The sequence below is a fragment of the Qipengyuania psychrotolerans genome, assembly GCF_019711355.1.
Lineage (GTDB): Bacteria > Pseudomonadota > Alphaproteobacteria > Sphingomonadales > Sphingomonadaceae > Qipengyuania > Qipengyuania psychrotolerans.
The window spans coordinates 1,513,699-1,526,136 of the sequence record NZ_CP081297.1; the positions used below are offsets into that span (position 1 = coordinate 1,513,699).

14 protein-coding genes are annotated in these 12,438 nt (G+C 60.6%); 2 read left to right on the plus strand and 12 right to left on the minus strand.

All coding sequences use genetic code 11. The annotated features are described in order from the left end of the window. Positions 1 to 32: 32 nt before the first annotated feature. From fusA to K3166_RS07480, 5 genes are all read right to left on the minus strand, one after another. Positions 33 to 2,126, minus strand: a complete 2,094-nt coding sequence (gene fusA / locus K3166_RS07460; RefSeq protein WP_221421665.1) for an elongation factor G — start codon at positions 2,124 to 2,126, stop codon at positions 33 to 35. Positions 2,127 to 2,246: 120 nt separating this feature from the next. Then, positions 2,247 to 2,717: a 30S ribosomal protein S7 gene (rpsG, locus tag K3166_RS07465; protein WP_221421666.1), complete on the minus strand. Its 471-nt coding sequence runs from the start codon at positions 2,715 to 2,717 to the stop codon at positions 2,247 to 2,249. A 24-nt stretch (positions 2,718 to 2,741) separates the two neighbouring features. Further along, positions 2,742 to 3,113, minus strand: a complete 372-nt coding sequence (gene rpsL, locus K3166_RS07470) for a 30S ribosomal protein S12 (protein ID WP_054118152.1) — start codon at positions 3,111 to 3,113, stop codon at positions 2,742 to 2,744. Positions 3,114 to 3,480: 367 nt separating this feature from the next. After that, positions 3,481 to 3,966: a hypothetical protein gene (locus K3166_RS07475; protein ID WP_221421667.1), complete on the minus strand. Its 486-nt coding sequence runs from the start codon at positions 3,964 to 3,966 to the stop codon at positions 3,481 to 3,483. Continuing rightward, positions 3,963 to 5,096 (minus strand): DUF4062 domain-containing protein, encoded by a 1,134-nt coding sequence (locus tag K3166_RS07480; RefSeq protein WP_221421668.1) that lies wholly within the window; start codon positions 5,094 to 5,096, stop codon positions 3,963 to 3,965. The genes K3166_RS07475 and K3166_RS07480 overlap by 4 nt, the downstream gene beginning before the upstream one ends. A 549-nt stretch (positions 5,097 to 5,645) precedes the next feature. Between K3166_RS07480 and K3166_RS07485 the strand changes: the two genes are divergently transcribed. After that, positions 5,646 to 6,332 carry a hypothetical protein gene (locus K3166_RS07485; RefSeq protein ID WP_247714571.1) on the plus strand — a complete coding sequence of 229 codons (687 nt, stop codon included), beginning with the start codon at positions 5,646 to 5,648 and terminating at the stop codon, positions 6,330 to 6,332. A 54-nt stretch (positions 6,333 to 6,386) separates the two neighbouring features. On the opposite strand, the gene K3166_RS07490 is transcribed toward K3166_RS07485, so the two are convergent. From K3166_RS07490 to K3166_RS07500, 3 genes are all read right to left on the minus strand, one after another. Continuing rightward, the gene (locus K3166_RS07490; protein WP_221421669.1) at positions 6,387 to 7,352 is read right to left on the minus strand and encodes a copper resistance protein B; all 966 of its coding nucleotides are present in this window, start codon (positions 7,350 to 7,352) and stop codon (positions 6,387 to 6,389) included. Continuing rightward, a complete protein-coding gene (locus K3166_RS07495) occupies positions 7,352 to 9,112 on the minus strand; it encodes a copper resistance system multicopper oxidase (protein ID WP_221421670.1) in 1,761 nt (586 codons plus the stop codon). Before K3166_RS07495 ends, K3166_RS07490 begins: the two co-directional genes overlap by 1 nt. Positions 9,113 to 9,317: 205 nt before the next feature. Beyond that, positions 9,318 to 9,518 (minus strand): hypothetical protein, encoded by a 201-nt coding sequence (locus K3166_RS07500; RefSeq protein WP_221421671.1) that lies wholly within the window; start codon positions 9,516 to 9,518, stop codon positions 9,318 to 9,320. Between K3166_RS07500 and K3166_RS07505 the strand changes: the two genes are divergently transcribed. Then, on the plus strand, positions 9,517 to 9,999 hold the full coding sequence (locus K3166_RS07505) for a GNAT family N-acetyltransferase (RefSeq protein ID WP_247714572.1): 483 nt from the start codon (positions 9,517 to 9,519) through the stop codon (positions 9,997 to 9,999). The two genes, K3166_RS07500 and K3166_RS07505, sit on opposite strands and share 2 nt — an antisense overlap. Here the strand turns inward: K3166_RS07505 and K3166_RS07510 are convergent. The 4 genes from K3166_RS07510 to trxA all read right to left on the minus strand — a co-directional run bounded on the left by K3166_RS07510 (position 9,996) and on the right by trxA (position 12,401). Then, positions 9,996 to 10,514, minus strand: a complete 519-nt coding sequence (locus tag K3166_RS07510; protein ID WP_221421672.1) for a GNAT family N-acetyltransferase — start codon at positions 10,512 to 10,514, stop codon at positions 9,996 to 9,998. The genes K3166_RS07505 and K3166_RS07510 overlap by 4 nt on opposite strands. 4 nt (positions 10,515 to 10,518) lie before the next feature. Beyond that, positions 10,519 to 11,181, minus strand: a complete 663-nt coding sequence (locus tag K3166_RS07515; protein WP_221421673.1) for a hypothetical protein — start codon at positions 11,179 to 11,181, stop codon at positions 10,519 to 10,521. A gap of 46 nt (positions 11,182 to 11,227) precedes the next feature. Further along, complete coding sequence (locus tag K3166_RS07520; RefSeq protein ID WP_221421674.1) at positions 11,228 to 12,013, minus strand: LysR family transcriptional regulator; 786 nt, start codon at positions 12,011 to 12,013, stop codon at positions 11,228 to 11,230. Positions 12,014 to 12,080: 67 nt separating this feature from the next. Continuing rightward, complete coding sequence (trxA, locus tag K3166_RS07525) at positions 12,081 to 12,401, minus strand: thioredoxin (protein ID WP_221421675.1); 321 nt, start codon at positions 12,399 to 12,401, stop codon at positions 12,081 to 12,083. Positions 12,402 to 12,438: the final 37 nt, after the last annotated feature.

Genomic DNA, 12,438 nt, shown 5'->3' on the forward strand with positions numbered 1-12,438 from the left:
ATCAGGCGCCGCCCCTAGACTGTGAACCTGCCTTACGCAAGCTTCTCCTTGACCTCAGCCGCGACGCTTGCCGGGACTTCGTCGTAGTGACTGAACTGCATCGTGTACTGCGCACGGCCCTGAGTGAAGGACCGGAGTTCGTTCACGTAGCCGAACATGTTGGCCAGCGGCACAGTGGCTTCGACAGCTTGTGCGTTACCGCGGCTGTCAGTGCCCTGGATCTGGCCACGACGGCTGTTGAGATCGCCGATTACGTCGCCGAGGTAATCCTCGGGTGTAACGACTTCAACCTTCATGATCGGTTCCAGCAGCTTGATGCCAGCACGTTCCGACACTTCGCGCATTGCGCCACGGCCAGCGATTTCGAACGCGATCGCGCTCGAGTCGACGTCATGGTATGCACCGTCGTACAGCGTGACGCTGAAGTCGATGATCGGGAAGCCTACGAGATAGCCGCTCTCGGCCTGCTCGCGGAAACCCTTTTCGATTGCCGGAATGAATTCCTTCGGGATGTTGCCGCCCTTGATCTCGTCTTCGAAGACGAAACCCTGACCGCGTTCACCCGGAGTAACCTTGACCTTCACGCGGCCAAACTGACCCGAACCACCCGACTGTTTCTTGTGGGTGTAGTCAACATCGACCGGCTTGCCGAGGTATTCACGGTAAGCAACCTGCGGAGCGCCCACGTTCGCCTCGACCTTGAATTCGCGCTTCATGCGATCGACGAGGATGTCGAGGTGAAGCTCGCCCATGCCCTTGATGATCGTCTGACCGGATTCGTGGTCGGTGGTAACGCGGAAACTCGGATCTTCGGCAGCCAGGCGGTTGAGCGCAACGCCCATCTTTTCCTGGTCGGCCTTGGTCTTGGGTTCCACCGAAAGCTCGATAACCGGCTCCGGGAATTCCATGCGTTCGAGGATGATCGGGTTAGCAGGATCACACAGCGTATCGCCGGTGGTCGTGTCCTTCATACCCGCAATCGCGACGATGTCGCCGGCGAATGCCTCATCGATGTCTTCACGGTTGTTCGAATGCATCAGCAGCATACGGCCGATCTTTTCCTTCTTCTCCTTGACGCTGTTCAGGACGGTGCCCTTGGACAGCTTGCCGGAGTAGATGCGCGTGAAGGTGAGCGAGCCGACAAACGGATCGTTCATGATCTTGAACGCCAGCGCAGAGAACGGAGCATCGTCGGACGACGGACGCGTCTGCTCTTCATCGCTGTCGGGCAGAACGCCCTTGATAGCCGGAACGTCGATCGGCGAAGGCATGTAGTCGACAACCGCGTCGAGCAGAGGCTGAACGCCCTTGTTCTTGAACGCGGAGCCGCACAGCACGGGCACGAATGCACGGTCCATGGTGCCCTTGCGGATCAGGCTCTTCAGCGTGGCCGCATCGGGTTCGTTGCCTTCGAGGTACTGTTCCATGATGTCGTCGTCGAGTTCGACGGCGGTCTCAACCAGCATCTCGCGGTATTCGGCAGCCTTGTCGGCAAGGTCAGCAGGGATTTCAACGTAGTTGAAGTCTGCGCCCAATCCGTCGTTTTCCCACACGATGCCGCGCATGTTGACGAGGTCAACTACGCCCTGGAGGTCGCTTTCCGCGCCAATCGGGAGATAGAGAACCAGCGGCTTCGCGCCGAGGCGTTCGATGATCGACTGCACGCAGTAATAGAAGTCGGCACCGGTGCGGTCGAGCTTGTTGATGAAGCACATCCGCGGAACGCCGTACTTGTCGGCCTGGCGCCAGACGGTTTCGGACTGCGGTTCTACGCCGGCAACGCCGTCAAAGACTGCAACCGCGCCGTCGAGCACGCGCAGCGAGCGTTCGACTTCAATCGTGAAGTCGACGTGCCCGGGGGTGTCGATGATGTTGATGCGGTGCTTTTCGCCCTTGCCGTCTTCGTTCTGCCAGAACGTGGTCGTGGCAGCAGACGTGATGGTGATGCCGCGTTCCTGCTCCTGCTCCATCCAGTCCATCGTAGCAGCGCCGTCATGGACTTCGCCGATCTTGTAGGACTTGCCGGTGTAGTAAAGGATACGCTCGGTCGTGGTGGTCTTGCCGGCATCGATGTGGGCCATGATGCCGATGTTGCGGTACCGCTCCAGCGGATATTCGCGAGCCATGTGGTTTTCCTTAGCGTAAATGGAGGAGAGCAATTCTCCCGCCCCATATGGGTATCTTTGTGCCCACTTGAAGACCGGGGTGAAGGATCGCCCCTCCCCCGGTCCTGCAAGCGGAACGGCTTACCAGCGGTAGTGGCTGAAAGCGCGGTTCGCATCCGCCATGCGGTGCGTATCTTCGCGCTTCTTCACCGCGTTGCCGCGATTGTTGGAAGCATCCATCAGCTCGCCCGAGAGACGGGCAGCCATGGTGGTTTCCGGACGACCGCGCGCAGCGCTGATCAGCCAGCGAATGGCCAGAGCCTGGGCACGCTCGGGGCGAACCTCGACCGGCACCTGGTACGTGGCACCGCCAACGCGGCGGCTACGAACTTCGACCTGCGGTGCAATGTTCTGAAGCGCGGTGTGGAACACCTCGACCGGGTTCGCCTTGGCCTTTTCCTCGACCACGTCGAGTGCGGTATAGACGATACCTTCAGCGACGGCCTTCTTGCCGTCATACATCAGGTTGTTCATGAATTTCGAAAGGATCTGATCGTTAAACTTCGGATCAGGCAGGATTTCCCGTTTCTCGGGACGACGACGACGACTCATTGATTATCTCCTAAGTCCCGTGGATTACTTCGGACGCTTCGCGCCGTACTTCGAACGCGATTTGCGGCGATCCTTGACGCCCTGCGTATCGAGCACGCCGCGAAGGACGTGGTAACGAACGCCGGGAAGGTCGCGCACACGGCCGCCGCGGATGAGCACAACGCTGTGCTCCTGCAGGTTGTGGCCTTCGCCCGGGATGTAGGAGATGACTTCGCGCTGGTTGGTCAGGCGAACCTTGGCAACCTTACGCAGAGCCGAGTTCGGCTTCTTCGGAGTGGTCGTGTAAACACGTGTGCAAACGCCGCGCTTCTGCGGGTTCTGCTCCATCGCAGGGACCTTGGACTTGGCCTTCTGCGGAACGCGGCCCTTGCGGACCAGCTGGTTAATCGTCGGCATAGAATTCTTTCTCTTCACCGTATGCCCGACCCGTAAGGGTCAAAGCGTGGAAGGTGACGACTAGTGACTGCGGGTGGTGGTTCGGTTCGGGCGAACGCCGCGCTAAACGCCGCAAAAACGGGCACCTGGGCGGTTTGATCGCACGAGCCTGAAACGCTCCACCCACGGCCACACGGCCACCGGGTTACTTTGACGGATGCCCCGAGCGAGTTTCCCCGCTGCAATAGAAAAGAGCCTTATCGCGTCAGCGACAGGCTCCCGGGACAGGTCCGGCAATGTTCAGCTCTATCTGACCGGTGTTGGACGAATCCTACACTGGATAGGCGCGCAGATAGGGGGAATGGGGGGATTGGTCAAGGGAGAGGGACTAATCCTCAACGTCCTCAACTGTCGAACGCTCAAAAACAACGATCTTCTCGTTCCCATCTTGCAGGATGGCCTGCCAGCTAGTGAAACCGACCTTCTCACTGTGAGCCCCAGCAGTAGAGTTGTGTGACCGCCTAAGGGGAACGAGTTCGACGCTGGTCCACGGCCCCTCTTTGATGTTGGCCACCAAATTGGGCTGATCTCCACTAATCACAATCGAACCCAACTTAACTCCATCGGACGAGACAGAATAGATGGAACTTTGATCCACGTATATATCGACCCCCTCGACAACCGCACCCTTCCAATTCTCAGCCAAAGAGGACTGGAAAGCATTGAAAGCATGAGGTCCATCGAGTAAAATTGCAACTGTTGGGTCCGCATCGGCAACCAAGAAAGTCTGATCATATTTTCCAGATGGAATGACAATCGCCAAGCCCTCGACTTTGGATAGGAGCTTCGCTTGCAGCGCAGATACAGGGATCATTCCGAACCTCTTCGTTCACCCGCAGCTTCCCTCTGTAGCAGTGCTGCAAAATCTTCCGCCATCATACTGGCGTCATAGCCAATTGCTGCTCGGGGAATGTCGGCTGGACTCAGTGTCACAGGTCGAGGCTCTCCACCTGCAAAGAACGCAGCATGCGTGACCGAATTTGGGCTCGCCGCATGCTCCGCACGCGTCCTCCATGCCGCATATTCCAAATCACTCGCACGCATTGCGATTACAAATCGCGAGAGCTTATGGGCACTGTCGATTAGGTCGAGTACATCTGATGCGAGGAGAAAGCAGCGCCTAACTGCCTCTTCAACATCTTCAATTATCACACATGGTATGCCGCTATTCGCCTGAACGATCCCAAGTGTAATAATCAGGTCCCCTTGTTCGGAAATCGCGAATTGCCTTCCGTCATCTTGGCGGAAATGAAGCAATCCACCCAATTTGCGGGTCTTTATTCCTAGGGTTCTATCGAAAATGCTGTGCGGTGCAAAAAGAAGCATCTTCGAGATTTCAGCCTCCAACTGCTCGCTTTCCAGCTCGCGCGGACGCAAGATTTGGGCTTCTGGCCCGCCAGCCAAGGCTATCGTCAACTGCCCATTGAATCCCCTTCCCCTATGGCCCCTGTCGATCTGGCACATTTGAATAGCCCGCTTGAAAAGACTGTCCGGGTTCACAGGGGTTTTAGCCAGACTTAGCTCGTACTGGTGTATCGCTCGAGTGACCTCCGACCTTAACTCCTCGGCGTCGACAAACCCCCTTCGATGCCGACCCTTGTCCCAAGATTCGACGACGGAAATAAAGGCCTCCTGCGCAGACTCTCGCTCCACCCCCTGCTGCACGAACACCAGAATGGGCTTGACGCCCTTCGCTTCCAAAAACTCCTCGTGTGTCGGCGCAACGTCCGCTGGAGGGAGAGCTACCCCATACCTCTCACCGAGCAATAGCACCACCAAGTCGGCATCGCGTACTCCGCTTAAGCAGGCGACGCGAGATGGGGCATCGGACGCCGGAAATTCTTCAGCGCGTATGACTTCATGCCCTAAAGAACGAATGGCTGTATCGACAGCATCTCGATACTGCTCAAATCCCGAAATGACCGAGCTGATGAATATCCTCATTTTACTCCCATCCCTCGCGCCAATCTGCCCGTCTACATTTAGGGCAGCGCAGTTGGCTACGAGGCCTATCGTGACGCTCGTATTCCAGATCCTCTTCTAGCGTGAGCACCTCGGCTTCGAACCTTTCTCCGCAATTGAGGCATCGATACTTTTTCGTAATCGGCATGTTTCTTTAATAGCAAGCATCAGAGGTATTCCAACTCCATTTTGTACACATTTTGTCCACTGAATGTTTCTAGCGCTGTACCGCCCCATCTTGCACAGAAGCGTTTTGAGCACCGGGCGCACCGCATAGCCGCCACATAATCTCGGGCGGGCGACTACCGATGTCCCGGCTTCACCGGTTCTGCTTCGCAATGCCTCGCCTGTGGCTCGGTGATTTCGCCGGATAGAAAGCATTTTCCTACTTCGCAGTTTTTTGTTTTCGTCCCTCAAACGCCGGGCGGAGCGCGTCCGCGCTCCTTGGCTTCGCGGCATAAGCCGCGGCGGGCGGTCGCCCTTGCCTCGCCTGCGGCTCGGTGATTTCGCCAGATAGAGAGGGACCATTTAGTGTCGGACCACCCCGCCCCCACCCGCAAAATCGCCCGCCAGGCCACCTCTGCCGTCGCGCATGTCGCGCCCGAGCCGGGGGAGGACGATCCGCTGCTCGCCTTCGCGCCCTTCATCCATGAAGCGCCGCGGCGCAATTCGATTACGCCGGACTTACAGCGCCGCTTCGTGAGCACGCTCGCGGCCACGGGCATCGTCACGCAGGCGGCGCGCTCCATCGGCAAGAGCATGGAGGCGCTTTACAAGCTGCGGGCGCGCACCGGGGCCGAGGGGTTTGCGGCCGCCTGGGATGCGGCGCTGGAGCGCGGGGTGCAGCGGCTGGAGGATTGCGCGCTCGAGCGGGCATTGCAGGGCACGCCCACGCCGATCGTTTCGGCCGGTAAGATGCTGGGCACGTGGGACAAGCCCGACAACACGCTGCTGCGCTTCCTCCTCCAGCACCGCCTGCCCGAAAAATACGGCGTGCGGCGCATCGAAAAGGGGCATCCGCTCTACGAGAGCATCCGCGCCGAGGTGCTGGCGGAAATCGAGGCGAACAAGCCCGACCATGACGAGGTAATCGAGAGCATCAACCGCAAGCTTACCGTCATGCGCCGCCGCGGCATCCTGCTCGGCCGTACCCAGCCAAGCGAGGACGAGAAGCGCAAGATCGCCGAAGACCGCAAGGCTTTCTTCGCGGGCTGCTGATGGGTGTTACTCAGCCGGGCGGCAGGGGAGAGCGGCGGCGGGCCTCTCAGCGCGTCAGAACCACGCCCTGATGCCGAACACGGCCGCCACGCCGCCTGTATCCTCGCCCGCGAGCCGCGCGATATCGGCGGTCTGGCCCAGCTTTGCCTCGTAACCGATGCCCACATAGGGGGCGAATTCCCGCACGATTTCGTAACGCAGGCGCAGGCCGGTCTCCAGCTTGGTGAACCCTGCCCCGATCTCGCGTTCGGGAATGTCCTGTGCGGCAAGTTCAAGCTCTACGCGCGGTTGCAGGATCAGTCGCTGAGTAATCTTCTGGTCGTATTCGCCCTCGAACCGCGCGGTCAGATCGCCGCGGTCGGACAGGAACAGCGCCCCGTCGACGTGCCACATATAGGGCGCAAGTCCCTGCACGCCGAGCACGAGATGGCTGCGTGTCTCAGGCTCCAGATCAATCCGCGCGCCTGCCTGGAGGTCGAAGAACGGGCCGATCGCATGGCCCCACAGCGCCTGGATTTCGGCGTCTTCCACGCCTTCGCCAAACTCGCCCTCGCCTTCGGACTTGAACACGAACTTGTCGATATCGCCGCCGTACCAGCCCTGCACGTCCCACAGGAACGCCTCGTCACCTTCTGAGATGCGCACTTCCAGCCGCTCGGCCATGATGGTGCCGAACTTCATCTCACCGTGGCTGGCGAGGCTTTGGGCGCGCGCCCTGGCCATCGCAGCCTCGCCGAAAATTGCATCGGCAGCGTGGGCGGGGCCTTCGAACGCCTCCGCTGGCGGAGGGCCGGAGGGCACATCCGACACCTGGTGCGCGGAATGGTCCATTTGCGGTGCGCCCGTCATGTCGGGCAGCTTGAACGGCGCTGGTGCCTGCTCCTGCGGCTGGTGAGCGGAATGATCGTCCTTCGCGGGCTGTTCAGCCTGCGCGCCGTGTCCGGCATGGCCCGAATGATCCTGCGCCGCCAAGGGCGCAGCGGCCGCGGCCAGCAATGCGGCGATGGAGAAGCGAACCATCACGCGCCCTCCTCCGGCGCGGGGAATGGCCGCACCGTCACCGTCTGCATCATCCCGGCGTGCATGTGATACAGCAGGTGGCAGTGGAAGGCCCAGTCGCCCGGCTCGTTCGCGGTGAGGTCGAACGTGGCCGTGCTGCCCGGCTGGACGACTACCGTGTGCTTGAGCGGCTGGTTCATCATCCCTGCCCCGTTGACCAGTTCGAAGAAGTGACCGTGGAGGTGGATCGGGTGCGCCATCATGGTGTCGTTGACCAGCTTCACCCGCACGCGTTCATCGTAAGCGAAGCGGATGGGATCGTCGGTTACCGCCGAGAATTTCTTCCCGTCGAACGACCACATGTACCGCTCCATATTGCCGGTCAGATGGATCTCCATGCTGCGCGTCGGCATCCGGTGCGGATTGGCGCGCCGCGCCTTGAGATCGGTATAGCGCAGCACCCGGTGCGGGAGATTGTCGAGCCCGAGGCCGGGATAATCCATCCGGTCCATCGGCATCGGCGCCACCATGTCGAGCCCCGGCCCCACCTTCACATCGTCCGGCAGCTTGGAGATATCGCGCATGGAATGGTCCATCGAGCCGTGATCCATGGCCATCGCGTCGCCGCTGGCCGCGCCGTGGTTCATACCGCCATGCGCGCTGTGGTCCATCGCCTGGCCGTGCGAGCCCTCCATCGAGCCCATTCCCATGTCCGCCATGGTGAGCGTGACCGGATCGCGCAGCGGCGGCGGGGTGGCCTTGTGGCCCTTGTGCGAAGTAAGTGAGGCCATGCCCATGCCCGAGCGGTCCATCGCCTCGGCAACGATCGCGTGACTGCCCTCGCCCGGCGCGACGATGACATCGTAGGTTTCCGCAACGCCGATCTGGAACTCGTCCACCTCGACCGGGCTGACTTCCTGCCCGTCAGCAGCGATCACGGTCATGGGGACGCCCGGAATGCGCACGTTAAAGAAGGTCATGGCCGACCCGTTGATCACCCGCAGGCGCACTTTTTCGCCGGGATTGAAGAGATATTCGAGCCCGTCCAGCGGACCGTGACCATTCATCATGAAGGTGTAGGTCGCGCCGGTCACATCCGAGATATCGCGCGGGTTCATCCGCATCGCGCCCCACATGAGCCGATCATCCAGAGGCATGTCGCCTTCTGTCGCGGTCTGCATCTGGTTGTTGAAGTAATGTTCCCCGACCTTCAGCTTGCGCGCGACCTCGTGCGGATGCACCGGCGTGAATTCGCTGAGCAGAAGGACAAAATCCCGGTCATAGCGCGGGTCCGGCTCGGCACTTTCGATCACGATGGGGCCGTAGTGGCCTTCCTGTTCCTGAAGGCCGGAGTGGCTGTGCCACCAGTATGTTCCAGACTGACGCACCGGAAATTCGTAGGTGAATGTCTCGCCCGGCTTGATCCCCGGGAAGCTGACCCCGGGCACACCGTCAAACTGGAACGGCAGCAGCAGCCCGTGCCAATGTATCGAGCTGTCCTCGTCAAGGTTGTTCGTCACATCGATGCGCACGTTCTGGCCTTCGCGCAGCCGCAACAGCGGGCCCGGTACCGTTCCGTTCACGGCGATCGCGTGACCACGCCGCCCGCCCACGCCAAAGCTGTGCCGGTTGATCGAGAGGTCGATGCGCTCTCCCGAAACCTCTCCGAACCCCTGTTTCGCCTCCATGAGGCTTTCGCCCATGGCCCATGCCGGAAGCGGCAGCGCAAGTGCGGAGGCGGCGGTGGTCCGGCGGAAGAATTGTCGGCGCGAAACGTTCATGCGGCCCAAGTAAGGCGCCGAGGGGAAGAATCCAGTGCAAAACCGTACATGTCCGCTTTACGCGCGCTGCCATGTTCAGCCCGGCGGCAATGCGCTGTTTTCATTCCACAAGCGTCAGGCGAAAGTTCTGAATGTGCTCACGAGCATCCGTATTCGCGCGGTCACCTGCGCGAATACGACCTTTGTGGAAACCACGGTGGTGATGTTATGGCGGATCGACATCTTTCGCAGAACATCCAGGGAGCAGCCCGATCAACCCGCCAAGTCCCCCATCAGCCCAGGCATCCTGGCGAGGCGGTTGCGGGCCCGGTTCGATCAATACTGCGCTCGAGGATGGCACGCCGGTCTGCATACGCCGCGTCACTCCGGACGACGAAGCCCTGCTGCGCGCGGGAATCGAACGCATGTCGCCCCGCTCGCGCTACCTGCGCTTCTTCTCCGGCATGCGGACCCCGCCAGACTGGGTCATCGACCGCCTTCTCGACGTGGATGACCATACGCATCTGGCGTGGGGTGCCATCGACCTGTCAGGCGTGGACCGTCCGGCGATCGGGGTCGTCCACGCGTTCCGCGACAAGGAAGACCCCGATTGTGCGGAATTCTCCGTCGCCATCCTCGATGATTGGCACGGCCTTGGTCTGGGCAAGCTGCTGACAGCGACGATCCTGCTCGATGCGCTGGAAGAGGGCATCACTCGCTTCCATGTGGATACTCTGGCAGAGAACCGCAGCGCGACCAACTTCACTCAGATGCTGGGCGGCGTGGGCAAAGGCTCCGCCGACATGACCCGCGGTTTCGATCTCGATGTGGCGGAAGCAATCCGGCGCCTGCGCGATCAGTGCGACCCCCCGGCCATCGCATCAGTCTTCGCCGCCTTCGACGGCTAGCCGCGTTCGCGGGCGAGCAAGCCGTATACCGCCACATCGCGGAGGCCTGCATGGGTCGTTTCATGCTCGCGAAACAGGGCCTCGCGGGTAAAGCCAAGACGTTCGAGCAGCCGGATCGAAGGCGCATTGTCGATATCGACCTCCGCAGTAAGCTTGCGCGTGCCGGTGGCAAACAGGTGTTCGACCAGCGCCCCAGTGCATTCGCGCGCGATGCCTTCGCCCTGCCGGTCCATGCAGGTGACGTAGCCGATCTCTTCGACACCCGCTTGGTGCCCCGGAACCGCAACGAACCGTCCGGCAACATTTCCGTCTGCATCCTCGGCAATCCAGGTGCGGCCGTTCCAACCGGGTTCGGCCAGCCAGCCCCACAGCTCTTCCTCGGATGTGAACGCGGGGCGGGTGAGATACAGGCACTGCGCATCATTGGATAGCGTGGGATAAAGCGCAGCAGCATCCTCCATCCGGAGGGAGCGGAGCGTAAAACGGGATGTTTCCAGAGAAGCCACCTGCCGCATCGACTTAGAACTTTTCTACGATCAAACCCAGGATCACCATGATTATGGTTGCTTCAGCGAAGGTCAGCAAAGCATTCCTGAGACCCCCGCCTATGCCGATACCAAGAGAGCGTGCGAACCAACGCGCTTGCAGCGTAATATACCAGATGCTGGCCACGAGGATCCCGCCAAGTGCGTATAAAAGCGCCTCACCGGTTTCTCCGCGAAGCGAGAACGCAATCAAGGCGGCTGAACTGGAGACGAAGGCCCACGGGGCCGCAACATAGCATTGGGCGTAAAACGGTCCGAGAAGCGACTTGCGATCCAGGGGGATGCCCTTCTTGCGCAACAGCCGCACCGACAAGGTGAGCGGATAGACGCTGAAGACGATCATCCGGAACGCAAGCAGGTTCTTGTCGTCTTGCAGCAGACCGGTTTGCTCCACTACCTGTCCGGTCGCCAATTCCAGCGCATGCGCCAAACCAAGCGTTATCGCCAGGAAGATGGGCGGGCTGAGCCGATCCGAATACCGGTCTTCATCATCATCCGACAACTCGTCGTCGGCATAGGTCATCATTTGACCTGGCCGTACCAGCACTTTCCACATTGTCAGCGGATAGAAGACCAGCCAGACCATGACCTCGTAAAGAGCCTGCTCCAGGCTCTTGAGAATTTTCATGAAATCCATTGGCTCGCCCCCCTCTTTGAACCTTTCGGTTAAGGGATAGCGGTGATTAGTCCGTCAGGAAAGCGACCAGCGCCTTGACCTTCTTGGTCCGCCATTGCGGTGTCGGGGCGACGAGCCAGTAGGCCCGTGTGCCGGCTTCCGGACCATCGAGAACTTCGAGTTGTCCGGCCTCGATCGCTTCCTTGGCGAGGAGTTCTGGCAGGATCGCCTTGCCCAGCCCCGCCATCGCGCCGGAAAGCGCCTGTCCGGCATTGCTAACGGTGACGTGGGCAACCGTGCCGTCCTGCAGCGGAAGGCCCCAGTCGATCCATTTGTCGGGCGCGCCGGGTGCGGCGACTGTCACGCGGCGGGCCGCTGCCAGTTCCACGCCCTGGAGGTCACCCGGCCCATCGACCAGCCGAATGGCGCAATCGAGATTGGCCTCGGTGAAGTCGGCATTTTCGTCCGCCACGAAGGTGAACTTGATGTCGGGGTTCTTCGCGGCGAATTTCGCCAGGCGCGGGGCCAGCCACTGCGCGTAAAACTCGCGCGGACACGCAACCGTGTAATTGTCCGAAGCCTGTCCCGCCTGCATGGCGGACACGCTTTCCTCGAACTTGAGGAAACCTTCGCGCAGGGCGTCGAGACCCGCGCAGCCTTCCTGTGTCAGCTCCAGCCCCTTGCTTGTCCGACGGAACAGTACCGTGCCGAGGTGATCCTCGAGCGCACGGATTTGCTGGCCGACAGCCGCAGGCGTCACCGCCAGCTCGTCCGCAGCGCGGGTGAAGCTCAGGTGCCGGGCGGCAGCGTCATAAACGCGCAAGGCGTTGAGGGGCAGGTGCGTGCGCTTCATGGTCCAACGCGTTTAGGATGTGCTGCGATGCAACACAAGATGGCAGGAAAATGAGCCTATCAGCGGCTCACAGCGCGCTTTCGAGCCACTGCTTGAGCTGGCCCTTGGGCGCAGCGCCGCGCATCTGTGCCGCGGGTTCGCCGTTTTTGAACAGCACGAGATAAGGGATGGACTGTACGCCCATCTGTCCCGGTACGCCGGTGTTTTCCATGATGTCCATCTTGGCGATCGTGACCTGATCGGCCATTTCTTCCGAAAGTTCTTCGAGGGCCGGAGCGATCATCTTGCACGGACCGCACCACTCTGCCCAGAAATCCACGAGGACGGGCTTGTCGCTGTCCAGAACGTCTTTCTGGAAGCCGTCGTCGGTTACATTGATGGTGGCCATGTGGGAATCTCCTGAAGTCTTGTCTGCCACCCATTTG